Consider the following 24786-nt stretch of genomic DNA (forward strand, 5'->3'; position numbering starts at 1 on the left):
CCGGCGGGTCAGGCGCTCAGCACGGCCCGCAGCTGGTCGAGGCCCCAGTCCAGGTCCTCTTTGCTGATCACCAGGGGCGGGGCGATGCGGATGGTGGAGCCGTGGGTGTCCTTGACCAGCACCCCGCGGTCCATCAGCTTCTCGGAGATCTCCCGGCCGGTGCCGTGGGCGGGGACGATGTCGACGCCCGCCCACAGTCCGCGTCCGCGGACGGCCTCCACCGCTCCGGAGCCCGTCAACAGGCCCAGCTCGTGGTGGAGATGATCGCCCAGCTCGGTGGCGCGCTGCTGGTACTCGCCGGTGCGCAGCATCGCGATCACCTCCAGGGCCACCGCGCACGCCAGCGGGTTGCCGCCGAACGTGGAGCCGTGCTCCCCGGGCCGGTACACGCCGAGGACGTCACGGGAGGACACGACCGCGGACACCGGCACCACACCGCCGCCCAGCGCCTTGCCGAGGACGTACATGTCCGGCACGACGCCCTCGTGCTCACAGGCGAAGGTCTTGCCGGTGCGGCCCAGGCCGGACTGGATCTCGTCGGCGATGAACAGGACGTTCCGCTCGGTGGTGAGCCGGCGGACACCGGCGAGGTAGCCGGGCGGCGGCACGAGCACGCCCGCCTCGCCCTGGATCGGCTCGAGCAGCACGGCCACGGTGTTGTCGGTGAGCGCCGCTTCCATCGCGGCGAGGTCGCCGTAGGGAACGATCTCGAAGCCGGGGGTGTACGGACCGAAGTCGGCCCGGGCCTCCGGGTCGGTCGAGAAACTGATCACCGTCGTCGTACGGCCGTGGAAGTTGTCGGCCGCGACGACGATCTTCGCCGTGTTGTCCGGCACGCCCTTGACCCGGTAGCCCCACTTGCGGGCGGTCTTCACGGCGGTCTCCACCGCCTCGGCGCCGGTGTTCATCGGCAGCACCATCTCCATGCCGCACAGCTCCGTGAGCTGTGTGCAGAAGTCGGCGAACCGGTCGTGGTGGAAGGCGCGCGAGGTGAGGGTGACCCTCTCCAGCTGCGCCTTGGCCGCGTCGATCAGACGTCGGTTTCCGTGGCCGAAATTGAGCGCCGAATACCCGGCGAGCATGTCGAGATAACGGCGTCCCTCGACATCGGTCATCCACGCGCCGTCCGCCGAGGCGACGACGAGGGGAAGCGGGTGGTAGTTGTGCGCGCTGTGCGCCTCGGCGGAGGCAATGGCACTCATCGATACAGACACGGGATCTCCGTTCGGGTAGAGACAAGGCGTCCGGCCGGCACGGGGTGCGGGCTGGCGGCCGGAGGGGCCGGGGGACCGACAGCGGTTGTTGTCCAGTGGTTGTTTTTCCGTGGGCGTCCGCGTGATGCCCCTGTTTCTATCGTCGCTCGCATCATGGACGAAGAAACCTTGCTGTGGCGAGCGAGCATTAAGGTTGGTGGTACGCACGGCGACTGGCGAGCGGGGAACCGACCCCGAGGGAGTCGTGCGCGCAGGAGCAGACGAGGTGCCGCCCGCCTGGGTACCCCGGCGACCCATTCCCCAGTGGGTGCCGCCCGCCCCTGCCTCCGGTGGGGGAGCCCGAGTCGCACCCCGGGACACCCAGTGACCCCGGAGGAAACCATGACCCTGCCCCACCCCGCACTCTCCGCCACCGACCCGGAACTCGCCGCGCTCGTCGGAGCGGAGGAGCAGCTCCAGGCCGAAACCCTGCGCCTCATCCCCAGTGAGAACTACGTCTCCGCCGCCGTGCTGGAGGCCTCGGGCACGGTGCTCCAGAACAAGTACAGCGAGGGCTACGCCGGCCGCCGCTACTACGAGGGCCAGCAGGTCATCGACCAGGTCGAGCGCCTCGCCGTCGCCCGCGCCAAGGCCCTCTTCGGCGTCGAACACGCCAACGTCCAGCCCTACTCCGGCTCCCCGGCCAACCTCGCGGTCTACCTCGCCTTCGCGGACCCCGGGGACACCGTGATGGGCATGGCCCTGCCGATGGGCGGCCACCTCACCCACGGCTGGGGCGTCTCCGCGACCGGGAAGTGGTTCCGCGGTGTGCAGTACGGCGTACGCCAGGACACCGGCCTCATCGACTTCGACGAGGTGCGCGAACTCGCCCTGAAGGAACGCCCGAAGATCATCTTCTGTGGTGGTACCGCCCTGCCCCGCACGATCGACTTCCCGGCCTTCGCGGAGATCGCCCGCGAGTGCGGCGCCGTCCTGGTCGCCGATGTCGCCCATATCGCCGGCCTCATCGCGGGCGGCGCGCACCCCTCACCCGTGCCGCACGCCGACGTGATCTCCACGACCACCCACAAGACCCTGCGCGGGCCCCGCGGCGCCATGCTGATGTCCCGCGAGGAGCACGCCAAGGCCCTGGACAAGGCGGTCTTCCCCGGTCTCCAGGGCGGCCCGCACAACCAGACCACCGCCGCCATCGCCGTCGCCCTCCACGAGGCGTCCCAGCCCTCCTTCCGCACCTACGCGCAGTCCGTCGTCGCCAACGCCCGGGCACTCGCCGAAGCCCTGCTCGACCGCGGCTTCGACCTTGTCTCCGGCGGCACCGACAACCATCTGATCCTGATGGACCTCACGCCCAAGGAGGTGCCCGGCAAGGTGGCCGCCAAGGCCCTCGACCGGGCCGGGATCGTCGTCAACTACAACACCGTGCCGTACGACCCGAGGAAGCCGTTCGACCCCTCCGGCATCCGCATCGGCACCCCGTCCCTCACCTCGCGCGGTCTCGGCACCGAGCACATGGCGGCCGTCGCCGACTGGATCGACCGGGGCGTGACCGCGGCCGGCAAGGAGGACGAGCAAGCGCTGGCCACGATCCGCTCCGAGGTCGCCGAGCTGATGTCCGCCCACCCCGCACCCGGTCTGGCGGGCTGAGTCCGGCCCCGCGCCGACCTCATCGGCCGCGATGATCCCGTCAGCCGTCCAGTAGTTGCTGCCGCGGTCCGGTCTCCCGCGTCCCGTCGCCCCGCCCGAACGGCGGGCGCCGGAGGCGGGAGACCACCGGACGCAGGACCAGCGCCAGCACCGCTCCGCCCACGAGCCCCGGTATCGCCCACCACCAGCCTTCGGTGCCGTCCGAGGTGCGCGCGGCCGCGGTCGGCGCCGCCGCCGACCCGGCGCCTGCCGCTTCCTCCGCGGGCTCCTCCGCGGGCCCCGGCGCCGGCTGCTGTTCCCCGTCCCGGGCCGGCGGGAACTGGGCCACTCCCGCCCCGCCGTTCTTCTCGCCCATCAGGCCCAGCTTCGTGAACAGGGCGGTCAGTTCGGCCGGTTGCCGTGCCTGGTGCCAGTACCCCTGGCGCGTCTCCAGGTTCGTCGCCGTATGGATCCAGACCAGGCCCGCCCGGTCGCCCGGATAGACCTGGTCCACCCGCCACGGCTGCACGTCGTGGATCATCCAGGTCACAGTGATCTGCCGGGTCCCGAGCGCCATGTCCAGCGACGGCGGCCGGTCCGTCTGCCCCTTGGTCGGCCCCTCGCCCAGCAGCTTCAGCAGGCTGCCGTACTCCGCGTTGCTGCTGTAGAGCGAGGCGGTCTCGCCGCTCTCGGGCGAGGTGACCAGCACGCTCGTCGGGCCGCCGGCCACCGCGCTCGGAGCGAAGACCCAGCTCAGCGCCAGCACCGTCGCCAGCGCGGCAAGTCGTCGTAGCAGTCGCATACTTCCCCCAGCGACACCGGATACGGCCCCTCCGCACCGTGTCACCTCTGGTACACCGCCCGGCCCCGCCAGGTTCCCGTTCGCGGCCGGCCACTTTTCCCGGACACCCGGACCCCGGACACCCGGACCCCGGACCCTGGACCCCGGACCCCCGGACCCCGGACCCCCGGACCCCGGACCCCGGACCCTGGACCCCGGACCCCCGACCCCGGACACCCGGAACCCCGCGCCCCCGGCACCCAGGGGCCTCCGCGGCAGCCGGCCCACGCCGGCCCGGCCCGCCCAGGGCGCACCGGCCCCAACCCGCCCCGACTCTGACCGCTACCCCGACCCGGAAGGCTCCCGCGGCTCCGCCGACTCCCACGCCCAGGCCACCGACTCCGCGATCTCCTTCGCCCGTGCCAGTGCCGCCACGCCCTCCAGCCGCAGCGTCGTCCGCCCGCCCGCGGACGTCCACAGCAGCGTCGGCCCCGCCGTCCGCTCGGCCTGTGTCCACTGCTCGCCGCGTGCGTCGGTCATCCCGAACCGCAGCAGATGCGACTCCTCGAACCACAGCCCCGTGCCGTCGGCCAGCGTCACCCACTCGGGCATCAGCCGCGCCTGCTTGGCATAACCGAGGTCCAGCGCCGCCGGGAACTGATCCAGCCGGACCGTCCGCCCCCGCTCCCTCCAGCACATCGAGATCACCGAGCGGCCCGCCGGCCCCGCCACGACCGAGACGGCGTCCGGTGTGCCCAGCCCGGGCGGCACCAGCGCCCGGAAACCCGCCCGCCGCTCGGCCTCGGCCTGCGGCACGGCCTCGGCGCACCACGGCGGCTGCGCGTCCCCCAGCGGCGGTGCCGACGGGTCGTACCGCACGTCCACCCCGCCGAAGCCGAACCAGTCCGCGACCGCCGCCCGCACCGGTGGCGTGAGCACCAGGACCACCAGCACCCCGGAGAGCACCACGGTCAGCGCGCGCCACCGGCGGTGTGTCCAGCCGCGCAGCCGCGTCCCGAGGCCGGCGGGAGCGGGCGTCGGCACCGCCTCGGCGAGGAGCTGCGCCAGCACCCGCTCCGCCATCGTCTCGCCGGACACGTCAGGGACCCGGATCCCGCGACCGGCCTCGCGCAGCTCCTCCGCCAGGGACTCCCGCTCCGCCTCCCGGCCGCCGCCCGCTCTCCCGCGCCCGTCCTCACTCATGCTCCTCACCTCCCTTCCCGCCGATGAGCTTCCCGAGCCTGGCCAGCGCCCGGTTCAGCCGGGACTTCACCGTCCCCCGCGGCCAGCCCAGTGCCTGAGCCGTCTCCGCCTCGTCCATCTCCAGCAGATAGCGGCAGACCACGACCTGGCGCTGCTGTTCGCCCAGCTCGTCCAGCGCCGCCAGCAGCAGCGAGCGCCGCTCGTCCGCCACGGCCGCCAGCGCCGGGTCGGCCGACTCCGGTATCAGCGGTTCGGAACCCAGCAGCAGCGCCTCGCGCCCGGCGAGCGCCCGCAGCCGGACCGCGGTGCGCACGGTGTTCCTGGTCTCATTGACCACGATCCGCAGCAGCCACGGCCGGAACGCGGCGCCGTCCCGGAACCGCCCCAGCGCCTGGTACGCCTTGAGGAAGGCGCTCTGCACCACGTCCTCGGCGTCCGCGCCCGCGCCGAAGGCCACGGCGGCCCGGAGCGCGACCGCCGTGTGGGCGCGCACCAGCTCCGCGTACGCCTCCGGCTCTCCGGCGCGCACCCGCGCGATCACGGCCCCCTCGTCAACGACGATGCGGCCCCCCTCCAGGGTCCCCTCCCGCGTCCTCACACCTTTCATACACCGGCGGGCGGAGTTCGGTTCCGCACCTGAGAGAATGATGAACATGGCCTCACCCCGACCTCGCGCGCTCTCCGGCATTCAGCCGACCGCCGGTTCGTTCCACCTCGGGAACTACCTGGGAGCGATCCGCCAGTACGTGGCGCTGCAAGAGACCCACGACGCGTTCTACATGGTCGTCGACCTGCACGCGATCACCGTGCCGCAGGACCCGGCCGAGCTGCGGGCGAACACCCGCCTCGCCGCGGCCCAGCTGCTCGCCGCCGGTCTCGACCCCGAGCGCTGCACCCTGTTCATCCAGAGCCACGTGCCCGAGCACGCCCAGCTCGGCTGGATCATGAACTGCCTGACCGGCTTCGGTGAGGCCTCCCGGATGACGCAGTTCAAGGACAAGTCCGCCAAGCAGGGCGCCGACCGCGCCACCGTCGGCCTGTTCACGTACCCGATCCTCCAGGTCGCGGACATCCTGCTGTACCAGGCGGACGCCGTCCCGGTCGGCGAGGACCAGCGCCAGCACATCGAGCTCACCCGTGACCTCGCCGAGCGCTTCAACGGCCGCTTCGGCCAGACGTTCACCGTTCCGGCTCCGCACATCGTCAAGGAGGTCGCGAAGATCTACGACCTCCAGGACCCGACGATCAAGATGAGCAAGTCGGCGTCCACGCCCAAGGGCCTGATCAACCTGCTCGACGAGCCGAAGGCGACCGCCAAGAAGGTCCGCAGCGCGGTCACGGACACCGACACGGTGATCCGTTTCGACAGCGTGGAGAAGCCCGGCGTCAGCAATCTCCTCACCATCTACTCCACGCTCACCGGCACGACGGTGAGCGAGCTGGAGCAGAAGTACGAGGGCAAGGGGTACGGAGCGCTCAAGACCGACCTCGCCGACGTGATGGTGGAGTTCGTCACTCCGTTCCGCACCCGGACCCAGGAATATCTGGACGACCCCGAGACGCTGGACTCGATCCTGGCCAAGGGTGCGGAGAAGGCGCGGGCCGTGGCAGCAGAGACGCTGGCCGCGGCATTCGACCGGGTGGGCTTCCTGCCCGCGAAGCACTGAGACCGCCTCCCGCCACCGGCCGTCCGGTGGCGGGACCTCGTGCCCGTGGCCGAGTGTGTCCAAGGCCTCTGGCCACACATGCGGTGGAGGCGCCACACTGGCGAGTGCGGACACAAACGACAACTGAGACGACATGTGAGGAGAACGACGTGGGGACCGTAACGCTCGGCGTTTCGATCGCGGTCCCGGAGCCTTACGGCAGCCTGCTCCAGGAGCTGCGCGCGGGCTTCGGGGATCCCGCCGCGCACGGCATTCCCACGCACGTCACCCTGCTGCCGCCCACCGAGGCCGACCCGGCGACCCTGCCGGCGATCGAGGCGCACCTCACCGAGGTCGCGACGGCGAGCAGGCCGTTCCCGATGCGGCTGTCCGGCACGGGCACGTTCCGGCCGCTCTCGCCCGTCGTCTTCGTCCAGATCGCCGAGGGCGCCGCGGCCTGCTCCTGGCTCCAGAAGCGGGTGCGGGACGCCTCCGGTCCGCTGGTGCGCGAGCTCCAGTTCCCGTACCACCCGCACGTCACCGTCGCGCACGGCATCGCGGAAGAGGCGATGGACCGGGCGTACGCGGAGCTGGCCGACTTCGAGGCCGCCTGGACCTGTGCCTCCTTCGCGCTGTACGAGCAGGGCCAGGACGGCGTGTGGCGCAAGCTCCACGAGTACGCCTTCGGGGGCGGCATCGCCTCCGTGCCCGCCCAGTGCGCTCCGGTGGACGAGCCGGCGACGGCTCCCTCGGCCGCCACGTCCTGACCCGGCCGCCCCGCCGTTCCGCCCTGACGAAGCCCCGCAGGCGCTCCGCTCACAGCGGCAGTCGGCGGAACAGCGGGCGCGGCACATGCCGCAGCGCCGACATCACCAGCCGCAGAGCTCCGGGCACCCACACCGTCTCCGCCCTGCGCCGCAGCCCCTGCTCGACGGCCAGCGCGACGGCCTCGGGCGTGGTGGCCAGCGGCGCCTCGGGCAGGCCGGCCGTCATCCTCGTCCTGACGAAGCCCGGGCGTACGGCCATCACATGGACCCCGGTCCCGTACATCGCGTCCCCCAGTCCCTGGGTGAAGACGTCCAGGCCGGCCTTGCTGGAGCCGTAGATGAAGTTGGCGCGGCGGGCCCGCTCGCCGGCCACCGAGGAGAGGACCACCAGGGAGCCGTGCCCCTGGTTCTGCAGCGCGGCCGCGCACACGAGTCCGGCCGAGACGGCGCCCGTGTAGTTGGTCTGCGCGACCCGGACCGCCGCCGGCGGGTCGGCCTCGTCGTTCGCCTGGTCGCCGAGGACGCCGAAGGCGAGCAGCACCATGTCGATGTCGCCCTCCGCGAAGACCTTGCCCAGCACCTGTTCGTGCAGGGCGGGGTCGAGGGCGTCGAAGGCGACGGTGCGGACGTCGGCGCCGAGCCGGCGCAGTCCGTCCGCGGCGGCTTCGAGGTCGGGGGAGGGGCGGCCCGCCAGCCAGACCGTACGGGTGCGCCGGGCGATCAGCCGGCGGGCCACGGCCTGGCCGATCTCCGAGGTGCCGCCGAGGACGAGCAGGGACTGCGGTGCGCCGAAGGCGTCCTTCATGAGCAGTGCTCCTTACGAGCGGTGGAGAGCCCCGGCTGGTGGACCGGGGGCGGGAGTCGGGGGGCGAGGCGGAGCCGGGCCGGGGGCGGGGGCAGGGTCAGAGCGTGAGGCGGCGTGAGAGGTCGGAGGCGAACACGCCGTGGGGGTCCAGCCGAGCGCGCAGCGCGCGGAAGTCGGCCAGCCGCGGGTACATGCCGGCCAGCAGCTCCGGCCGCAGCCGGGAGTCCTTGGCGAGATAGACCCGTCCGCCCGCCCCGGCGACCTCGTCGTCGAGTTCGTCCAGGAAGGCGCCGAGGCCGGGCAGATCCGCGGGGATGTCGAGCGCGAGCGTCCAGCCGGCCATCGGGAAGGACAGCCACCCGGCGTCCCCCTCGCCGAACCGTTTGAGCACCGCGAGGAACGAGGGGCAGCCGCGCCGTGCGATCCGCCGCACAATCCGGCGCAGCGTCTCCTCCTGCCCGTGCCCGAGCACGAACTGGTACTGCACGAATCCGCCGCGGCCGTAGATCCGGTTCCAGTGCGGTACGCCGTCCAGCGGATGGAAGAAGGAGGAGAGCTTCTGCAGCTCACCGAGGCGGAGCCGGGGCGCCCTGCGGAACCAGAGCTCGTTGAAGAGGCCGACCGTGGCGCGGGTGAGCAGGCCGGGCGGTACGAAGCGGGGCGGGCCGGGCAGCCGTCCGGGGCGGAACGCGAGCGGTGCGCGGCGGGCGCGTGCGGGCAATGCGTCCAGCGGGGCGTGCTCGCCGCGGGTGAGCACGGAGCGTCCCAGTGCCCGGCCGCGGGCGAGCAGGTCGATCCAGGCGACCGAGTAGCGGTAGCGGTGGTCGGTGGCGGTGAGCCGGGCCATCAAGTCGTCCAGATCGGCGGCCCGTTCGGTGTCGACGGACATCAGCGACGTCTCGACGGGGTGCAGCCGGAGGGTCGCCGAGAGGATCACCCCCGTCAGGCCCATACCGCCCGCGGTCGCGTCGAAGAGTTCGGTGCCGGGCCGCACCGTGTGGACCGCGCCGTCCGCGGTGAGCAGGTCCGCCGCGTCGACATGGCGGGCGAAGGAGCCGCTGACGTGGTGGTTCTTGCCGTGGATATCGGCGCCGATCGCTCCGCCGACCGTGACCTGCCGGGTCCCCGGCGTCACCGGTACGAACCAGCCGAGCGGCAGCAGCACCTCCATCAGCCGGTGCAGGCTCACCCCCGCGTCGCACACCACGACACCCGTGTCGGCGTCGACGGAGCGGATGCGGTCCAGGGCGGTCATGTCGAGGACCGAGCCGCCCGCGTTCTGCGCCGCGTCGCCGTACGCCCTGCCGAGCCCGCGGGCGATCCCGCCGCGGGTGCCCCAGTCCCGTACGGCCGCGGCGGCCTCGTCGGCGGTGCGTGGCCGCAGCACGAACGCGGTCGTCGGGGCCGTACGCCCCCAGCCGGTGACGGACACGAAGGTGCCACCGGGACCGGCGGCGGAAGGACGGGTGTCGGCAGCCATACCCCGGACCGTATAGCCGTAAATGCCCTGTTTTCCGCAGACCTAACGGACGCGCCGAAATGGGTGATTAAACGAGTGTCATCAAAGATGAGCGTGAAACTCGGCCGGTCGCCGAGAAGAGTCCCCCCTGGCTCAGGAGAAGGGGTGGCGAATGAGATACGTCGACTGCGCGGCCGCCGACCGAAGGCTGTTGGCAGCGATGCGCGCGTACGGGGGACGACCGGGCGTCGCGGTCGCCGTACGCGCGCTCTCCCTCGCCGGGGAGCACGCCGCGCTGTGGCTCGCCGCCGGTCTCACCGGCGCGGCGGCCGACCCGGAACGGCGCGGGCGCTGGCTGCGCGCCACGGCCGTGGTCGGCGGGGCCCACCTGGCGAGCATGGGCGTCAAACACGTCGTCCGCAGGCCCCGCCCCGAACTCCCCTCGCACCGCCCCCTCGTGCACACCCTGGGCCGGCACTCCTTCCCCAGCTCGCACGCCGCGTCGGCCGCGGCCGCCGCCGTGGCCTTCGGCGCACTGCTCCCCGCGGCCCGCCGGCTGGCGCCACCGCTGGCCGCCGCGATGTGCGTCTCGCGCCTGGTCGCCGGGGTCCACTACCCGACGGACATCGCGGCGGGCGCGGTACTCGGCGGGCTGGCCGCGCGCGCCGGGGCCCGGTGGGCGGGCGGCGCCGTGTCGCCCGGCTTCACGGGGGCCCGCGCCGCCGGACGTCCGAGGGGCCGGTGCCATGTCTGAGCCCGGTACCGCGCTGCTGGAGCGGCCCCGGAAACCGTCGCCGCCGCGGGCCGTGAGCCTGCCGGTCGGACTGCTCAGGACCGCCCGGCCCCGGCAGTGGATCAAGAACGTGCTCGTGGTGGCCGCGCCCGCCGCCGCCGGTGAACTGGACTCCCCGCACGCGGCCGGACAACTGGCCGTCGTCTTCGTCCTGTTCACCGCCGCCGCGGCAGCGGTCTATCTGATCAACGACGCCCGGGACGCGGACGCCGACCGTGCCCATCCGGTGAAGTGCCGCCGCCCCGTCGCGGCGGGCGAGGTCCCGGTGCCCGTCGCGTACACCGTGGGCGCCGTGCTCGCCGGCACCGCCGTCGGCGGAGCCGCTGCCCTGTGCACCCCCATGACCGGCGCCCTGCTGACCGCGTATCTCTCGATGCAACTCGCCTACTGCATCTGGCTCAAGCACGTGCTCGTCGTCGACCTGGCCGTCGTCACCACCGGGTTCCTGATGCGCGCGATGATCGGCGGGGTCGCGCTCGGCATCCCGCTCTCGCGCTGGTTCCTGATCACCACCGGCTTCGGCGCCCTGTTCATGGTCGCGGCGAAGCGCTACTCCGAAGCCGTGCAGCTGGCCGACAGCAAGGGCGCGACCCGGGCGCTGCTCACCGAGTACACGACCGGCTATCTGCGCTTCGTCTGGCAGCTCGCCGCCGGTGTCGCCGTCCTCGCCTACTGCCTGTGGGCCCTGGAGAGCGGCGGTGTGGCCGCTTCGGCGCTGCTGCCCTGGCGGCAGCTGTCGATGATCGCCTTCATCATGGCGGTGCTGCGGTACGCGGTCTTCGCCGACCGCGGCACGGCCGGCGCACCCGAGGACGTGGTGCTGCGGGACCGGCCGCTGGCCGTCATCGGCCTGGTGTGGGCCGCGATGTACGGACTGGCGGTCGCCGACCTGTGAAACGCGTCCCCTGGCCGGAGGCGGCCTCGTTCATCCTCGTCGGAGGGGGTGCGTACGCGGCCGACGTGGCGCTCTTCACCCTGCTGCGCGGCCCCGGCGACTGGGGACCCCTGACCGCGAAGTCGGTCTCGTTCCTCGCCGGCTGCACGGTCGCCTACCTCGGCAACGCCTTCGGGACCTACCGGCGCCGGAGCCTGCGCCTGCGGGAGTACGCCGCATTCTTCGGCGTCAATGTCGCCGGCGCGGTCGTCCAACTGCTCTGCCTCGCGGTCTCGCACCACGGCCTCGGTCTGACCTCGGCGCGCGCGGACCTCGTCTCCGGGCTCGGTGTCGGGATGGTCCTGGCCACCTGCCTGCGATTCTGGGGGGCCCGGACGCTGGTGTTCCGCGTGGAGGGTAGGCGTACGCCATGGACTGGCTGACCAAGCTCCCCGTCATCGGGCCCCTGATGGCCCGGCTGATGCAGACCCACGCCTGGCGCTCGTACGAGACGCTCGACCGGGTGCACTGGGCCCGGCTGGCCGCCGCGATCACCTTCATCAGCTTTCTGGCCCTCTTCCCGCTGATCACCGTGGCCGCGGCGATCGGTGCCGCCCTGCTCAGCAAGGAGCAGCTGGGCAAGCTGGAGGACAAGATCGGTGACCAGGTCCCCGGCATCTCCGACCAGCTCGACATCAACGCGCTGGTCGACAACGCGGGCACGGTCGGACTGGTCGCGGGCGCGCTGCTGCTGCTCACCGGTATCGGCTGGGTCGGCTCGCTGCGGGACTGTCTGCGGGCCGTGTGGGAGGTGGACGACGAGGACGACGACAACCCCGTCGTCCGCAAGGTCAAGGACGGCGTCGTGCTCCTCGGCCTCGGCGCGACCGCCCTCGCCTCCTTCGCCGCGTCGGCGCTCGGGTCCACGACCGTCGGCTGGACGGCGAAGCAGATCGGTATCGAGGACGGCGGCGCCGAGGGCGTGCTGCTTCAGGTCGCCGCCATCGCCATCGCCGGCGTCGCCAACTTCCTGCTGCTGCTCTACCTGCTGACGCTGCTTCCGGGAGTGCACCCTCCGCGCCGTCGCCTGGTGGTCGCCGGGCTCATCGGCGCGATCGGCTTCGAACTGCTGAAGCTGCTGCTCAGCGGCTACATCCAGGGTGTCGCGTCGAGGAGTATGTACGGCGCCTTCGGCGTCCCCATCGCCCTGCTGCTGTGGATCAACTTCTCGGCGAAGCTGCTCCTGTTCTGCGCCGCGTGGACCGCGACGCCGAGCAAGGAGCAGTCACCTGCCGCAGAGTCGTCCTCCTCAGAGGGTCCCGGCGGCGCCGCTACCGACGGCGCAGCGGCCACTGGCGGTTGACCAGGAAGACCCCCGCCGCCAGCACCACGAGCAGACCGCCGACCACGGCGAGGGCCGTACCGACGCCGCCGGAGCCCTCGTCCGCAGCGGCGGAGGCCTTCGCGGGTGCGCCGTTGCTCGCGGGCTCGACCTGGGGGGAGTCCTCGGGGGCGGCGGACCTCGGCGGGACCAGTTCACCGACGGGCCGGACCTTCCCGGCCGCCGCGAAGCCCCAGTCGAGCAGCCGTCCGGCCTCCTTGTAGACGGCCTGGCTCTCCTCGGAGTCCGGGTTCATGACGGTGACGAGCAGCACCTTGCCGTTGCGCTCGGCGACACCGGTGAACGTGGCACCGGCGTGCGTGGTGTTGCCGTTCTTGACCCCCGCCATGCCCTGGTACGGGGAGACCCCGGACTCGCCGGTGAGCAGCCGGTTGGTGTTCTGGATCTCGAAGTAGTCGCGCTTGCCCGCCGTGACCCCGCCGGGGAACTTGGCGCGTGCCGTGGAGCAGTACTCGCGGAAGTCCTTCTTCTGCATCCCGCTGCGGGCGATGAGCGTGAGGTCGTACGCGGACGAGACCTGGCCCTCGGCGTCGTAGCCGTCGGGCGAGACGACGTGGGTGTCGAGCGCCTGGAGCTCGTCGGCGTGCGCCTGCATGTCCTCGACGGTCTTGGGGACACCGCCGTTCATCGCGGACAGGACGTGCACCGCGTCGTTGCCGGAGCGCAGGAAGACGCCGAGCCACAGGTCGTGCACCGTGTACGCGTGCTCCTCCTTGACCCCGACGAGGCTGCTGCCCTCGCCGACGTCCGCGAGCTCGGCCTGGGTGACCTTGTGCGCCTCGGTCTTGGGGAGCTTCGGCAGCACGGTGTCGGCGAAGAGCATCTTGAGCGTGGACGCCGGGGGCAGCCGCCAGTGCGCGTTGTGCGAGGCGAGGACGTCGCCGCTCTCCGCGTCCGCGACGATCCAGGACCGGCCGGTGACCTCGTTCGGCAGCACGGGTGCGCCCGGTCCGAGGCTGACCTGGGTGCCCGCCCTGCCGAGCTGCGGGCCGCCGACGGTCGACATGGAGGCCGGCGGATTCGGCTGCTTCCTGGTGGCCTTGCCGTCGGTGGTGCCGGCCGAGGCGGGCACGGCGAGGAGCACGGGCAGCAACGAGGCGGCGGTGACCGTCAGCGCGGTCTTCTTCAGAGCGGACACAGACGAGAACGTACAGGGAGCTACAGAAAATATGCTTATCGTCCCGGAGGCGCGCCGGGAAGACCGCCAGGACAGCCCACCCCGGAGAACCCGGCCGGACCACGCCCGCGATACTGGGTGCATGAAGCTCAGCCGCCCCGTCTCCTGGTTCCTGCTCGCTTTCGGGGTGTGGAGCTGGTTCATCTGGGTCACCTTCGTCAAAAACCTGTGGGCGGACGGCAGCGGTCTCGCCTTCGACGACGCGGGTGACCCGACGGCTTACTTCTGGGTGCATCTGCTGCTCGCCTTGACGTCCTTGCTTCTGGGGACGGTCGTCGGAGTGATCGGGTTGCGTGCGGTCCGCGCTTTGCGGCGCGAGGCACACAAGGGATAGAGGAGCAGTCCGTGGTCGTGGTCTTCGTGCTGGTGGCGATCGCGGTGATCGCCCTGCTCGCGGGCGTGCACCGCTATGTGTGGAGCAGGCTCGTGCGCGACACGACCGCGGGCCGGGGCCGTGCACGCCGCATCGGCACCGTTGTGATGTGGGTGCTCCCGCTGCTGTCCCTGGGCGCGCTGATGTCCGGGCGCGCCGGGGCGCCGCTGTGGCTGGAGAGCGTCCTCGCGTGGCCGGGCTATCTGTGGCTGGCGGTGCTGCTGTACCTGGTGCTGGCGCTGCTGGTGGGCGAGGTCGTACGGGCCGTGTGGCTGCGCCGGGGCTCGCCGTCGCCGGCGGAGCCGGCCGTGGCCGCGCCCGAGCCGTCGCTGCACACCGTTCCCGCGGGCGCCGCCGACGCGCCGGCACCGGAGTCCGGTACCGCCGCGCCGAACGGCCCCGCGGCCGAGACGCCCGCAGCGCAGTCCACGAGCTCCGCGGACGAGCCCACCGGGCCCGCGCAACGGCAGGTCTCCCGGCGACTGTTCGTCTCGCGGGTCGTGGGCGGTGGAGCCGCCGCGGCCGCTCTCGGGACCGTCGGTTACGGGACGTACGGAGTACTGCGCGGCCCGCGGGTCACCCGGGTGACCGTGCCGCTGGCCAAGCTGCCCCGCGGTGTCCACGGCTTCAGGATCGCCGTCGTCAGCGACATCCACCTCGGACCCGTCCTCGGACGGGCCCACACGCAGCGCATCGTCGACACCATCAACCGCACGTCACCCGATCTGGTCGCCGTCGTCGGCGACCTGGTGGACGGCAGCGTGGCCGACCTCGGCCCCGCCGCCGAACCGCTCGCGCAGCTCAAGGCCCGGCACGGCTCCTTCTTCGTGACCGGCAACCACGAGTACTTCTCCGGCGCCGGCGAATGGGTCGACCACGTCCGTGAACTTGGGCTGCGCCCCCTGGAGAACCAGCGCGTCGAGATCGCGGGCTTCGACCTCGCCGGGGTCAACGACGTCGCGGGCGAGAGCGAGGGCGACGGGCCGGACTTCGGCAAGGCGCTCGGCGACCGGGACCGCAGCCGCGCGTCCGTCCTCCTCGCGCACCAGCCGGTGGTCATCCACGACGCCGTCGAGCACGGCGTCGACCTCCAGCTCTCCGGCCACACCCACGGCGGTCAGCTGTGGCCCGGCAACTACCTGGCCGAGCTCGCCAATCCGACCGTCGCCGGGCTGGAGCGCTACGGCGACACGCAGCTGTACGTGACCCGGGGCGCGGGTGCCTGGGGCCCGCCGGTGCGGGTCGGGGCGCCCTCCGACATCACGGTCGTCCAGCTCGCGTCCCGGCAGGCGTAGCCTCCGGCTCAGCCGGCCCCGGCGCCCTGACCGGGTGCGCTGTCCCGGCCCGCTCCCGTCTCCTTCACGCCGACGTCCTTCGTCCCCGCCCCGGTGTACGGCTCCACCGCCGAGCTGGGCGCGGGCGTGGCCGCCCCTGTCGCCGCCGGGAGTTCGACGTTCACCGTCAGCCCCTCGCCCGGCGCGGTCAGCACCGTCACCGCGCCGCCGTGCGCGGTGACCACCGCCTGCACGATCGCCATGCCGAGACCGCTGCCCGGCGGCCGCCGCGACGACGCGTCGGCCTCGCCCGCGGCCCGGAAGAAGCGGTCGAAGACACGGTCCGCGTCCGCGGCCGCCATGCCCGGTCCCTCGTCCTCGACCCTCAGCCGCACGGCGCCCGGGCCGCGTCCGTCGTCCTCCTCCCGCCTCAGCTCCACCGTGACCGGCGCATCGTCCGGCGTATGGGCGCGCACATTGGCCAGCAGATTGCCGATGACCTGGCGCAGTCCCGCCTCGTCGCCCCGTACGGTCACCGACCCCTCGGCCCGCACGGTGAGCGGACGTTCCGGCTGCTGTGCCCGCAGGTCGTCCGCCGCGTCGCGCACCAGCCGGCTCATGTCGACCGTGCACATCCGCGGCCGCGGCTGCTGATCCAGCCGGGCCAGGGTGAGCAGCTCCTCGACGAGCCGGCCCATCCGGTCCGCCTCGGCCGTCATCCGGGCGAGCGCCCGGGTCCGGTCGGCGGGTTCGCGCAGCATCCCCTTGTCGTAGAGCTGGAGATAGCCGCGGATCGCGGCGAGCGGGGTCCGCAGCTCGTGCGAGGCGTCGGCGACGAACCGGCGCAGCTGGGCGGCGCTGTGCTCGCGGGTCTCGAAGGCCGATTCCACCTGGTGGAGCATGGAGTTGAGGGCGACCCGCAGCTGTTCCGTCTCCGTGACGGGATCGCGGCCCGCGGGCACCCGACGGGTCAGATCGCCCTCCGCGATCGCCGAGGCCGTCTCCACCATGTCCTCCAGCGGCCGCAGCCGGTGCTGCGCGCCGAGCATGGTCAGCAGCGCGAGCAGCACCAACAGGAAGGTGCCGAAGGCGAGATCGAGCTTCAGCGCCTTCTTGACGCCGGAGTGCACGGCGCCCGTGTCGGTGGCCATCAGGACGATCGTGCCGTCGGCGAGGCGGGACCCGACCGCGCGGTGCGGATCGCCGCCCACCCGCACGTCGTGCACCGCGGCGGAGTCGGCGTAGGCGACCGGATCGCGGACGGCATCGGCGAGTTCGACCTGCCGACGGGTCGGCGGGATCTTCGCCAGGGCGATGGGCCGGTGCTGTGCGTCGAGGGCGACGAAGACCGTCTCCGAGCCCGGGAGCGGGCTCCGCTCGCCGTTCACCGGCGCGAACTCCTCCATGAGGGCGCTGATCGCGCTGAGCGAGTCGACCTCCTTCTGGGTGAATCCGGTGCGCTGGATGGCATTGCGGCTGCCGAGCAGTTCGTTGTCCACCCGGTCGAGCAGATAGTGCCGCATGCCCATGAGACTGACGGCGGTGGCGGCCGCTATGCCGAGGGCGAGCAGGGCGACGTTGACGATCGTGAGCTTGGCGCGCAGCGAGTGGATGCCGTGGCGCCGGGTGTGCCGGGCCCCCGCCCGCAGCAGGCGCCTCATGCGAGTCCGTATCCGATGCCTCGGCGGGTGGTGATCAGTGGCGGACCGAGCGGGTCGAGCTTGCGGCGCAGATAGCTGATGTACGTCTCCACCACCGTCGATTCCGCCTGGTGCTCGTACTGCCAGACGTGGCGCAGCAGTTGGTCCTTGGGGACGATGCGGCCCCCGTTGCGGACGAGGAAGCGCAGCAGCGCGTACTCGGTGGGGGTGAGCTGCACCGAGCGGCCGGCCCGGCGTACGGCGCAGGTCGCGTCGTCCAGTTCCAGGTCCCCGTAGCGCAGCGGCGGCCGTACCGGCAGCACGTCGGCGGGCCGGGTGCGGCGCAGGACGGCGCTGATCCGGGCCACCACCTCGTCGACGTTGAAGGGCTTGGTGATGTAGTCGTCGCCGTAGCCGAGGGCGCCCACGATCTCCGCCGGGGCGTCCCGCGCGGTGACGAAGACGACGGCCGTCTCGGGGTACCGCTCGCGCAACTCGCGTGCCAGCACCCGGCCGTCGCCGTCCGGAAGCATCACATCGAGCAGCGCCACATCGGGGCGCGTCTGTCCGGCCGACTGCCGCGCCTGCCGTACGCTTCCCGCCGTAATCACCTCAAAACGGTGGTAACGCAGTGCGATGGCGAGGACGTCGGCGATGCTCGGCTCGTCCTCGACGACCAGCACGGTCGCTCCCTCGTGGTCCATGACCTCAGTATCGGCGCGAACCCCGTGCGGGGGGCGGGCCGCTGTCTTGGAGTTCCTTGAGAGTCATGGCCGCGCCGCACCACGGACCGGGTCCGCGGTCGATTCTGAAGTCCGGCCCGGGGGAGACGGATCGACGAAGGGGCAGAGATCGTGGCGGCATTGGCGCGGTGGTGCTACCGGCACCGGCTGGTGGTCGTGGTGCTGTGGGTGGGGTTGCTGTTCGGCCTGGGGGCGGCCGGCAGCACGGCGGGCACCGACTACTCGGACAACTTCAGCCTCCCGGACACCGACTCCAAGCAGGCACTCGACCTGATGGTCGAGGCCTTCCCGCAGCGCTCCGGCGACCCCAACACCGTGGTGTGGCGGGTCTCCGAGGGTTCGGTGCGCGATGCGGCGGTACGGGAGCGGCTCGACCCCGCGCTCAAGGAGATCGCGGGCATGAAGGGGGTCGGCGAGGTCGCCAGCCCCTACACCGGGGCGGGCGCGGCCCAGATCAGCGAGGACGGGCGCACGGCCTACGCGCAGGTGACCTTCGCCGAACAGGCCAACGCCGTACCGAAGGAGCTGGTCCAGGACGTCGTCGACACCGCGGGCGAGGCCCGCCGGGACGGCCTCCAGGTCGAACTCGGCGGGCAGGCGATCACCCGGATCCAGGAACCGCCGACCGGCACGGCCGAACTCGTCGGCCTCGGCGCCGCGGCGATCGTCCTGTTCCTCGCTTTCGGCTCGCTCTTCGCGATGTCCCTCCCGCTGGTCGTGGCCGTGTTCGGCGTCGGCACCGGAATGCTGTCGACGACGCTGCTCAGCCATGTCACGGACGTACCCGAAGTGGCGCCGCTGCTCGGCTCGTTGATCGGCCTCGGGGTCGGCATCGACTACGCCCTGTTCATCGTCACGCGCCACCGCAAGGGTGTGCTGCGGGGTATGGACCCCGAGGAAGCGGCGGTCACCGCGCTCAACACCTCCGGCCGCGCGGTGCTGTTCGCGGGCGGCACGGTCTGCATCGCGCTCGCCGGCATGCTCGTGATGAACATGCGCTTTCTCGACGGCGTCGTGATCGCCACCTCACTCACGGTCGTCCTCAGCGTGCTGGCGGCCGTGACGCTGCTGCCGGCCCTGCTCGGCGTGCTGGGCGAGCGGGTGCTGAGCCGGCGGCAGCGCCGGCGGCTCGCGGCCGAGGGTCCCGAGCCGGTCGAGGCCCGCGGCGCGGCCGCCCGCTGGTCCATGTCCGTGCAGAAGCGCCCGAAGTCCATCGCGCTGGTCGCGGTCGTCGTGATGGCCGCGCTCGCCGTTCCGGTGCTGTCGCTCCGCCTCGGCGCGACCGACCAGGGCAACCACCAGGAGGACACCACCACGCGCGAGGCGTACGACCTGCTGGCCGAGGGCTTCGGCCCCGGCTTCAACGGGCCGCTCCAACTGGTGGCCGAGGACGCCGGACCGGCCGCGGTCCAGGCGCTCGTGGAACGGGTGCGCGCCACGGAGGGGGTCGCCCAGGTGGCCGCGATGCCCTCCCCGCCCGGCTCCGACGTGACGGTGATCAACGTCGTACCGACGACCTCACCGCAGTCCGAGGCGACGGACCGGCTGATCGACACCTTGCGCGACGAGGTCGTCCCGCAGTCCGGCGAGACGGTCCATGTCGGCGGAGTCACCGCGGTCTTCAAGGACTTCGCGGCCGTGACCGGCGACCGGCTGCCCTACTTCATCGGGGCGATCATCGCGCTGGGCTTCCTGCTGCTGCTCATCGCTTTCCGCTCCCTGGTCGTCCCGCTCACCGCCGCCGTGATGAACCTGATCGCGGCCGCCGCGTCCTTCGGCGTCCTGGTCGCCGTCTTCCAGTGGGGCTGGGGAGCGGAGGCTCTCGGCGTCGGCAAGGAGGGCCCGATCACCGCGTTCCTGCCGGTCATCATGCTGTCCCTGCTCTTCGGCCTCTCGATGGACTACCAGGTGTTCCTGGTCAGCCGGATGCACGAGGAATGGGTGCACACGAAGGACAACGCACGGGCCGTCCGGGTCGGTCTCGCCGAGACCAGCCGGGTCATCAACTGCGCCGCCCTGATCATGATCTGCGTCTTCAGCGCCTTCGTCCTCAGCGGCGACATGGAGGGCGCCATGGCCGGCATCGGGCTGGCGGCGGCCGTGGCCCTGGACGCTTTCATCCTGCGCACCGCGCTGGTACCGGCCGCGATGCATCTGCTCGGGCGCTCCAACTGGTGGCTGCCCGCGGGCCTGGAGAAGCGGCTGCCCCATCTCGCGGTGGAACCCAAGGAAGAGGCTCAGGAGCCCGGCCCGGTCCACGCGGACGGCCGGGAGACGGAATCCGCCGTGCCCGGTCCCCGAGTCGGGGCGCCGGTCGAGGAGTCCGGGTCGGTCGTGTACGGATTCGTCCGTGCACCGGACGGCGAAGCCGTCGCGGACGTGGTGCTCACCCTCGTCTCGACGGGAGGACGCCAGGTCGACCGGGTCACGTCCCTGGCCGACGGCTCGTACATCCTGTCCGCGCCGTCGGGCGGCGCCTACCTGCTGGCCGTGACCGCGGGTGCGCACGAACCCTGGGCGCGCCACATCATGATCGGCGGCGATGCGCTGGTCCACGACGTGGTGCTGACGGAGGTGGGCGCGAGCCGCTGAGGCGGGCCCCGGCTCCACGCCCGGCGGTCGGGTGAACACCCCGGCTCCGGCCGGGGTGTTCGCCGCTCGCGCTACCGCTTGCGGGCGGCGACCGTCTCCGCCATCCCCGGCAGGAAGTCCGTGAGCAGCTCGTGCACCTCCCGTACGAGGGGCCGCAGCACCCGGAAGCGGGCGAGCGCGACACCACGGGTGGTGAGCCGGGCCCCGCGTTCGGCCAGCCGTCGGCTGCGCTCGCGGCCCTCGGAACGGTCGAAGACCCAGTACAGGACCAGGCCCATCTGCGACAGCCACATCAACTCGGGCAGGATGTCGACCAGGTCGTCGGCCACCTTCGCCTTCGACCCGGCGAGCACATCGCGGTGGACCGCGATGGCCGACTCCCGCGCATGCTCCGACTCGGGGGAGAAGGGGCTCAGTGGGCTCTCCGGGTCGGCGGCGTTCTTGAAGAACTGCGCGGCGAACTCGTGGTACGGCGCCGCGATGTCCAGCCAGGCGGTGAGCACCCCCGCGAGCCGGGCCTCCAGATCGGTCTCGTTGTCCAGCACGGGCCGGACCGCCGCCTGGTGCTCGGCCGCGATCCGGTCGTAGAACCCCTGGACGAGGTGCTCCTTGGAGGAGAAGTAGTAGTACGCGTTCCCCACGGAGACCCCGGCCTCCTTGGCGATGGCCCGCATGGTCGTCTTGTCGTAACCGCGCTCCTGGAAGAGCCGGAGCGCGGTTTCGAGGATGAGCGTGCGGGTCTGCTCGCTCTTGGGGGCCTTCACTTCAGTCACGGTGTCCGAGCCTAACCGGGGACGGAGCACCGGTCGTCGCAGGCCTGCGTACCGGAGGGTGTGCCCGAGGCGGTGGCCTCGCGGTACTTGGCCGCGGCGAGCATCGTGACGCGGACGAAGGGGGCGCCGGCCGGAGTGGCCAGCCAGTGGGCCTTCGGCCGGTGCTCGGCCAGTGCCCACAGGCACACGATCCAGGCACCGGCCCCCGTGAAGACCTGCCCCCGGTCTCCCAGGACGGTGATCTCCCGGCGGGTGCGCTCGTGGTCGAGCCGCGGGTACCGGCGCCGGGCCTCGTGCGACCCGGCGGGCACCAGGTCCAGCGGTACGAGCTGGCGCTGGCGCTGGAGCCAGTGCCGCAGATGGACGCAGAGGGAGCACTGGGCGTCGTACAGGACGGTCAGTCTCCGGACCGGGACCCCCATGGCACTCACGCTCCGGCGGGACCGGCGGCGGGTGCGGCCCACGGCCCCTTGTCGGCGGGACCGGTCCAGCCCTGCGGCGGCACCGGCGGCACCTGCTCGCGCTCCATGATCCCGCGCCGGCGGATCTTGTTGAGGACGTAGACGTTTCCGAGGTGCATCACGCCGAGGACGAGGAGGACGACGCCGATCTTCACCGAGAGCGCCTCGAAGAGTCCGCGGGCGTCGGCCACCGCGTCGGCGGCCTTGAGGTAGAGGGCGACGAAGCCCAGGTTCACCAGATAGAAGCCGACCACCAGCAGGTGGTTCACGGCATCGGCGAGCTTCTCGTTCCCGTGCAGTACGTCGGCCAGGAAGATCCGTCCGTTCCGGCTCAGTGTGCGGGCCACCCAGACGGTGAGCGCGACGCTGATCAGCAGATAGACGATGTACGCGACAACAGTGAGGTCCATCCCCACCCCTCCTTGAACGTGTTCAAAAGGCTGGACAGGAAGGACTGTAGACCTGTTTTTGAACATGTTCAAGCGAGTTCGCGGTGCCGTCGGGGACGTACCTCCGGCGTAGGTGTCGCCCCGGCGCGGTCCGACCCGCCACACTGTCCGGATGGCATCCGTACCTCTCAGCAAGGGCGCCAACATCCCGGTCGCCGCTGCCGCTGTCCGCGCCGTGCTCAGCTGGACCCCGGGGGCCGGGACACCCGACGCAGACGCCTCCGCGCTGCTCCTCACCGAGGGCGGACGGGTGCGCGACGACGGGGACTTCGTCTTCTACAACCAGCCGCGGCACTCCTCCGGCGCCGTGCGGCACCAGGGCAAGCGGGACGGGACCGACACCGTCGAGGTCGACCTCTCGTCACTCGAAGCCTGCGTCGACCGCGTCGTGCTCAGTGCGTCCGCCGACGGCGGCACCTTCGGCCAGTTGCGCGGACTGCGGCTGCTGCTGCTCGACGCGGCGAGCGGCACCGAGCTGGCGCGGTTCGACATCACGGCCGGGGCGGAGACGGCCCTGGTCGCCGGGGAGCTCTACCGGCGGGCGGGAGCGTGGAAGTTCCGGGCGGTGGGCCAGGGTTACGCGGCCGGACTGGCGGGTCTGGCCACCGACTACGGCATCACCGTGGACGACGCACCCTCGCCGGTTCCGCCCGCGCCGGTCCCGCAGCCGCCCGCGCGTATGCCGCAGGCGCCCGTCCCGCAGCCGCCCGCCCCACAGGCGCCCGTCCCGCCCCCGCCTGTCGCGCCGCCGCCCACCCTCACGCAGGACGCCCGGTCGGACAGGGGCGAGGAGCAACTCCCCGTCGACATGCGCAAGCGGCTGTCCCTGCGCAAGCAGCAGGTCGCCGTCAGCCTGAGCAAGCACGGCGCCGCCGGCGCCACCGCGCGGGTGATCCTGGTGCTGGACGCCTCCGGCTCGATGGCGATGCTGTACTCCCGGGGCGTCGTCGCCGACGTGGTGGAGCGGATGGCCGCCGTCGCGGCTCAGCTCGACGACGACGGCGAGATGCAGGCATGGACCTTCGCCACCCACCCGGCCCGGCTCCCCGACCTGACCGTCGCCGGTCTGCCTCAGTGGCTCCAACTGCATGTCCGGGGCGGCGAGATGAGCCTGTTCGGCCGCCCGAAGAAGCCGAAGAAGGGCATGCTGCCGGGCCAGGTCGACATGCGGCTGGTCGGCATCCAGAACGAGGAGCAGAAGGTCATCGCCGAGGTCCGGGACTACGTCCGGGCCAATCCCGCCCAGGCTCCGACCCTCGTGCTGTTCTTCTCGGACGGCGGTGTCTACCGCAACGCCGAGATCGAGCGTGAGCTGCGGGCGGCCGTCGAGGAGCCCGTCTTCTGGCAGTTCGTCGGCCTCGGGAAATCCGACTACGGGGTCCTGGAACGGTTCGACACCCTCCCCGGCCGCCGCGTGGACAACGTCGGCTTCTTCGCCGTCGACGACATCGCGGTCGTCTCGGACCCCGAGCTGTACGACAGGCTGCTCACCGAGTTCCCCTCCTGGCTCACGGCGGCCCGCCGGGCGGGCATCATCGGCTGATGAACCACACGATCACCGTCCGGCCCGTGACCGTCACCGAGTGGCCCGACGTGGAAGAACTCCTGAGCGCACGCGGCTCGGTCAAGGGCTGCTGGTGCATGTTCTTCCGGCAGACCCCGCAGGAGCGCCGTGAGACCGAGTGGGGCGAGGGCAACCGCCGTGCGCTGCGCGCCCTCGTCGACGACGGAGCCCGTCCGGGCCTGGTCGCCCGCCGGGACGGCACCCCCGTCGGCTGGGTCTCCGTCGCACCGCGTACGGAGTACTCCCGCCTCGACCGCTCCCAGGTCAGCAAACCGGTCGACGACGTCCCGGTGTGGGCGCTGGTCTGTCTGTACGTCGGCAGGGAGCACCGCGGTACGGGCGTGGCGCGCGAACTGGTCCGCGGGGCCGTCTCGTTCGCCCGCGACAACGGTGCACGGACGGTGGAGGCCTATCCCGTGGACGACACGATGGGCCCGGTGGGAGCCGACGAGGCGTTCCACGGCCTGGTCTCGCTGCTGACCGCCGAGGGATTCACCGAGGTGGCCCGGCGCGCCCCGAAGCGCCCGGTGATGCGGCGTCAACTGACGTGACCCGCTCCGTCAAAGACCCGCCCGGTGGTCACCGGCCCCCGCCGATGACCACCCCGGTGCGGAGCACTACATGCTGCTCAGCGACCGCGCGTAGTTGATCTGGCCCATCACCTGCTGGAACGTGCCCGGGTGCTGCGCCGGGATCATCGTCGAGTGGTGCTTGCCCGCGCTCGTCACCGTGACCTGGATGAAGCCCGTCGTCGTCTTCTCCTTCATCAGGAGGAAGAGCAGACCCAGCAGACAGAAGATGAAGAACACGATCGCCAGCACGATCGCGTGCGTCGGCATCTTCTCCTCGGTGCGGGACATGTCCGTCGCGTTCCACACCGCACCCCGCAGCGGCAGCGTGCCCGCCGGGGTGACGATCGAGTCGCCCATCACCGTGATGTCACCGATCGAGACCAGCGGCGTGCCGCCCATCGGCACCGGGTTGACCGGCACCGGGACACCCGCGGGCTGCGTCTGCGAGTAGGCAGGGGTGTCGTTCGGGCCCGGATAGCCGTACCCGGGTGCGGCGTTGGGGTAGCCGTAGGCCGGCGTCCCCGGCGGCTGCGTCGGGCCCCACTTGTACTCGGGCTCTCCGTCCGCTGCGTACGGATTGGGCTCGGTCATAATTCTCGTC

At 72.1% G+C, this 24786-nt stretch carries 25 protein-coding genes and 1 riboswitch; of the genes, 12 read left to right on the top strand and 13 right to left on the bottom strand.

The genetic code is table 11. The annotated features are described in order from the left end of the window. Positions 1–8: 8 nt before the first annotated feature. Positions 9–1202, bottom strand: a complete 1194-nt coding sequence (gene rocD / locus OHA05_RS22225; protein WP_413777835.1) for an ornithine--oxo-acid transaminase — start codon at positions 1200–1202, stop codon at positions 9–11. Between the two features lie 210 nt (positions 1203–1412). Beyond that, positions 1413–1503: riboswitch (ZMP/ZTP riboswitch) on the top strand. 92 nt (positions 1504–1595) lie between these two features. On the opposite strand from rocD, the gene glyA reads away from it, so the two are divergent. Next, the gene (gene glyA / locus OHA05_RS22230) at positions 1596–2858 is read left to right on the top strand and encodes a serine hydroxymethyltransferase (RefSeq protein ID WP_328861523.1); all 1263 of its coding nucleotides are present in this window, start codon (positions 1596–1598) and stop codon (positions 2856–2858) included. Positions 2859–2898: 40 nt separating this feature from the next. On the opposite strand, the gene OHA05_RS22235 is transcribed toward glyA, so the two are convergent. The 3 genes from OHA05_RS22235 to OHA05_RS22245 all read right to left on the bottom strand — a co-directional run bounded on the left by OHA05_RS22235 (position 2899) and on the right by OHA05_RS22245 (position 5428). Next, the gene (locus OHA05_RS22235; protein WP_328861524.1) at positions 2899–3639 is read right to left on the bottom strand and encodes a hypothetical protein; all 741 of its coding nucleotides are present in this window, start codon (positions 3637–3639) and stop codon (positions 2899–2901) included. A 321-nt stretch (positions 3640–3960) separates the two neighbouring features. Next, on the bottom strand, positions 3961–4821 hold the full coding sequence (locus tag OHA05_RS22240) for a hypothetical protein (RefSeq protein WP_328861525.1): 861 nt from the start codon (positions 4819–4821) through the stop codon (positions 3961–3963). Then, complete coding sequence (locus OHA05_RS22245; protein WP_313944567.1) at positions 4814–5428, bottom strand: RNA polymerase sigma factor; 615 nt, start codon at positions 5426–5428, stop codon at positions 4814–4816. The genes OHA05_RS22240 and OHA05_RS22245 overlap by 8 nt, the downstream gene beginning before the upstream one ends. Before the next feature lie 46 nt (positions 5429–5474). On the opposite strand from OHA05_RS22245, the gene trpS reads away from it, so the two are divergent. Beyond that, complete coding sequence (trpS, locus tag OHA05_RS22250; protein ID WP_328861526.1) at positions 5475–6488, top strand: tryptophan--tRNA ligase; 1014 nt, start codon at positions 5475–5477, stop codon at positions 6486–6488. 149 nt (positions 6489–6637) lie between these two features. Next, positions 6638–7234, top strand: coding sequence for a 2'-5' RNA ligase family protein (locus OHA05_RS22255; RefSeq protein ID WP_328861527.1), 597 nt, complete (start codon positions 6638–6640; stop codon positions 7232–7234). 49 nt (positions 7235–7283) lie between these two features. Here the strand turns inward: OHA05_RS22255 and OHA05_RS22260 are convergent, their stop codons facing one another. Continuing rightward, a complete protein-coding gene (locus OHA05_RS22260; RefSeq protein ID WP_328861528.1) occupies positions 7284–8039 on the bottom strand; it encodes a decaprenylphospho-beta-D-erythro-pentofuranosid-2-ulose 2-reductase in 756 nt (251 codons plus the stop codon). 97 nt (positions 8040–8136) lie between these two features. Further along, entirely contained in the window at positions 8137–9519 is a 1383-nt protein-coding gene (locus tag OHA05_RS22265) for an FAD-binding oxidoreductase (RefSeq protein WP_328861529.1), read from the bottom strand. Between the two features lie 151 nt (positions 9520–9670). On the opposite strand from OHA05_RS22265, the gene OHA05_RS22270 reads away from it, so the two are divergent. From OHA05_RS22270 to OHA05_RS22285, 4 genes are read left to right on the top strand one after another with little or no spacing between them, the layout of a single operon-like run. Beyond that, positions 9671–10252, top strand: coding sequence for a phosphatase PAP2 family protein (locus OHA05_RS22270; RefSeq protein WP_328861530.1), 582 nt, complete (start codon positions 9671–9673; stop codon positions 10250–10252). Then, positions 10245–11186, top strand: coding sequence for a decaprenyl-phosphate phosphoribosyltransferase (locus OHA05_RS22275; protein WP_328861531.1), 942 nt, complete (start codon positions 10245–10247; stop codon positions 11184–11186). Before OHA05_RS22270 ends, OHA05_RS22275 begins: the two co-directional genes overlap by 8 nt. Beyond that, positions 11183–11608 (top strand): GtrA family protein, encoded by a 426-nt coding sequence (locus tag OHA05_RS22280; RefSeq protein WP_328861532.1) that lies wholly within the window; start codon positions 11183–11185, stop codon positions 11606–11608. Before OHA05_RS22275 ends, OHA05_RS22280 begins: the two co-directional genes overlap by 4 nt. Then, the gene (locus tag OHA05_RS22285; protein WP_313944559.1) at positions 11596–12528 is read left to right on the top strand and encodes a YihY/virulence factor BrkB family protein; all 933 of its coding nucleotides are present in this window, start codon (positions 11596–11598) and stop codon (positions 12526–12528) included. Before OHA05_RS22280 ends, OHA05_RS22285 begins: the two co-directional genes overlap by 13 nt. Here the strand turns inward: OHA05_RS22285 and OHA05_RS22290 are convergent. After that, positions 12497–13705 (bottom strand): D-alanyl-D-alanine carboxypeptidase family protein, encoded by a 1209-nt coding sequence (locus tag OHA05_RS22290; protein WP_328861533.1) that lies wholly within the window; start codon positions 13703–13705, stop codon positions 12497–12499. The genes OHA05_RS22285 and OHA05_RS22290 overlap by 32 nt on opposite strands. A 121-nt stretch (positions 13706–13826) precedes the next feature. Here OHA05_RS22290 and OHA05_RS22295 point away from each other — a divergent pair, with 121 nt between their 5' ends. Then, positions 13827–14078: an SCO4848 family membrane protein gene (locus OHA05_RS22295; protein WP_313944557.1), complete on the top strand. Its 252-nt coding sequence runs from the start codon at positions 13827–13829 to the stop codon at positions 14076–14078. Positions 14079–14089: 11 nt separating this feature from the next. Next, positions 14090–15412, top strand: coding sequence for a metallophosphoesterase (locus tag OHA05_RS22300; RefSeq protein ID WP_328861534.1), 1323 nt, complete (start codon positions 14090–14092; stop codon positions 15410–15412). An 8-nt stretch (positions 15413–15420) separates the two neighbouring features. Here OHA05_RS22300 and OHA05_RS22305 read toward each other — a convergent pair whose 3' ends face one another. Together OHA05_RS22305 and OHA05_RS22310 are read right to left on the bottom strand one after the other, a co-directional pair. Continuing rightward, complete coding sequence (locus OHA05_RS22305) at positions 15421–17052, bottom strand: sensor histidine kinase (protein WP_328861535.1); 1632 nt, start codon at positions 17050–17052, stop codon at positions 15421–15423. Beyond that, positions 17049–17735 (bottom strand): response regulator transcription factor, encoded by a 687-nt coding sequence (locus OHA05_RS22310; RefSeq protein ID WP_313944554.1) that lies wholly within the window; start codon positions 17733–17735, stop codon positions 17049–17051. The genes OHA05_RS22305 and OHA05_RS22310 overlap by 4 nt, the downstream gene beginning before the upstream one ends. A gap of 159 nt (positions 17736–17894) precedes the next feature. Between OHA05_RS22310 and OHA05_RS22315 the strand changes: the two genes are divergently transcribed. Next, positions 17895–20366 (top strand): MMPL family transporter, encoded by a 2472-nt coding sequence (locus OHA05_RS22315; protein ID WP_328863439.1) that lies wholly within the window; start codon positions 17895–17897, stop codon positions 20364–20366. A gap of 71 nt (positions 20367–20437) precedes the next feature. Here OHA05_RS22315 and OHA05_RS22320 read toward each other — a convergent pair whose 3' ends face one another. Genes OHA05_RS22320 through OHA05_RS22330 form a run of 3 tightly spaced genes read right to left on the bottom strand, consistent with a single transcriptional unit; the run spans position 20438 to position 22010 of the window. Then, a complete protein-coding gene (locus tag OHA05_RS22320; RefSeq protein ID WP_328861536.1) occupies positions 20438–21139 on the bottom strand; it encodes a TetR/AcrR family transcriptional regulator in 702 nt (233 codons plus the stop codon). An 11-nt stretch (positions 21140–21150) separates the two neighbouring features. Continuing rightward, a complete protein-coding gene (locus tag OHA05_RS22325) occupies positions 21151–21561 on the bottom strand; it encodes a thiol-disulfide oxidoreductase DCC family protein (RefSeq protein ID WP_328861537.1) in 411 nt (136 codons plus the stop codon). Positions 21562–21566: 5 nt separating this feature from the next. Then, entirely contained in the window at positions 21567–22010 is a 444-nt protein-coding gene (locus OHA05_RS22330; protein ID WP_313944551.1) for a hypothetical protein, read from the bottom strand. A 151-nt stretch (positions 22011–22161) separates the two neighbouring features. Here OHA05_RS22330 and OHA05_RS22335 point away from each other — a divergent pair, with 151 nt between their 5' ends. Both OHA05_RS22335 and OHA05_RS22340 read left to right on the top strand, forming a co-directional pair. Continuing rightward, complete coding sequence (locus tag OHA05_RS22335) at positions 22162–23592, top strand: VWA domain-containing protein (RefSeq protein ID WP_328861538.1); 1431 nt, start codon at positions 22162–22164, stop codon at positions 23590–23592. Further along, positions 23592–24164 carry a GNAT family N-acetyltransferase gene (locus OHA05_RS22340; protein ID WP_328861539.1) on the top strand — a complete coding sequence of 191 codons (573 nt, stop codon included), beginning with the start codon at positions 23592–23594 and terminating at the stop codon, positions 24162–24164. The genes OHA05_RS22335 and OHA05_RS22340 overlap by 1 nt, the downstream gene beginning before the upstream one ends. 66 nt (positions 24165–24230) lie before the next feature. Here the strand turns inward: OHA05_RS22340 and OHA05_RS22345 are convergent, their stop codons facing one another. Continuing rightward, positions 24231–24776, bottom strand: a complete 546-nt coding sequence (locus OHA05_RS22345) for a hypothetical protein (protein ID WP_313944548.1) — start codon at positions 24774–24776, stop codon at positions 24231–24233. Positions 24777–24786: the final 10 nt, after the last annotated feature.

Origin of the sequence: Streptomyces sp. NBC_00306, from assembly GCF_036169555.1 — a bacterium.
Lineage (GTDB): Bacteria > Actinomycetota > Actinomycetes > Streptomycetales > Streptomycetaceae > Streptomyces > Streptomyces achmelvichensis.

Excerpts from the sequence above, each read along its gene's own strand:
- rocD (WP_413777835.1), bottom strand. The coding sequence starts at position 1,202 with ATGAGTGCCATTGCCTCCGCCGAGGCGCACAGCGCGCACAACTACCAC.
- glyA (WP_328861523.1), top strand. The coding sequence starts at position 1,596 with ATGACCCTGCCCCACCCCGCACTCTCCGCCACCGACCCGGAACTCGCC.
- OHA05_RS22235 (WP_328861524.1), bottom strand. The coding sequence starts at position 3,639 with ATGCGACTGCTACGACGACTTGCCGCGCTGGCGACGGTGCTGGCGCTG.
- OHA05_RS22240 (WP_328861525.1), bottom strand. The coding sequence starts at position 4,821 with ATGAGTGAGGACGGGCGCGGGAGAGCGGGCGGCGGCCGGGAGGCGGAG.
- OHA05_RS22245 (WP_313944567.1), bottom strand. The coding sequence starts at position 5,428 with ATGAAAGGTGTGAGGACGCGGGAGGGGACCCTGGAGGGGGGCCGCATC.
- trpS (WP_328861526.1), top strand. The coding sequence starts at position 5,475 with ATGGCCTCACCCCGACCTCGCGCGCTCTCCGGCATTCAGCCGACCGCC.
- OHA05_RS22260 (WP_328861528.1), bottom strand. The coding sequence starts at position 8,039 with ATGAAGGACGCCTTCGGCGCACCGCAGTCCCTGCTCGTCCTCGGCGGC.
- OHA05_RS22265 (WP_328861529.1), bottom strand. The coding sequence starts at position 9,519 with ATGGCTGCCGACACCCGTCCTTCCGCCGCCGGTCCCGGTGGCACCTTC.
- OHA05_RS22270 (WP_328861530.1), top strand. The coding sequence starts at position 9,671 with ATGAGATACGTCGACTGCGCGGCCGCCGACCGAAGGCTGTTGGCAGCG.
- OHA05_RS22275 (WP_328861531.1), top strand. The coding sequence starts at position 10,245 with ATGTCTGAGCCCGGTACCGCGCTGCTGGAGCGGCCCCGGAAACCGTCG.
- OHA05_RS22285 (WP_313944559.1), top strand. The coding sequence starts at position 11,596 with ATGGACTGGCTGACCAAGCTCCCCGTCATCGGGCCCCTGATGGCCCGG.
- OHA05_RS22295 (WP_313944557.1), top strand. The coding sequence starts at position 13,827 with ATGAAGCTCAGCCGCCCCGTCTCCTGGTTCCTGCTCGCTTTCGGGGTG.
- OHA05_RS22305 (WP_328861535.1), bottom strand. The coding sequence starts at position 17,052 with ATGAGGCGCCTGCTGCGGGCGGGGGCCCGGCACACCCGGCGCCACGGC.
- OHA05_RS22310 (WP_313944554.1), bottom strand. The coding sequence starts at position 17,735 with ATGGACCACGAGGGAGCGACCGTGCTGGTCGTCGAGGACGAGCCGAGC.
- OHA05_RS22325 (WP_328861537.1), bottom strand. The coding sequence starts at position 21,561 with ATGGGGGTCCCGGTCCGGAGACTGACCGTCCTGTACGACGCCCAGTGC.
- OHA05_RS22330 (WP_313944551.1), bottom strand. The coding sequence starts at position 22,010 with ATGGACCTCACTGTTGTCGCGTACATCGTCTATCTGCTGATCAGCGTC.
- OHA05_RS22335 (WP_328861538.1), top strand. The coding sequence starts at position 22,162 with ATGGCATCCGTACCTCTCAGCAAGGGCGCCAACATCCCGGTCGCCGCT.
- OHA05_RS22340 (WP_328861539.1), top strand. The coding sequence starts at position 23,592 with ATGAACCACACGATCACCGTCCGGCCCGTGACCGTCACCGAGTGGCCC.
- OHA05_RS22345 (WP_313944548.1), bottom strand. The coding sequence starts at position 24,776 with ATGACCGAGCCCAATCCGTACGCAGCGGACGGAGAGCCCGAGTACAAG.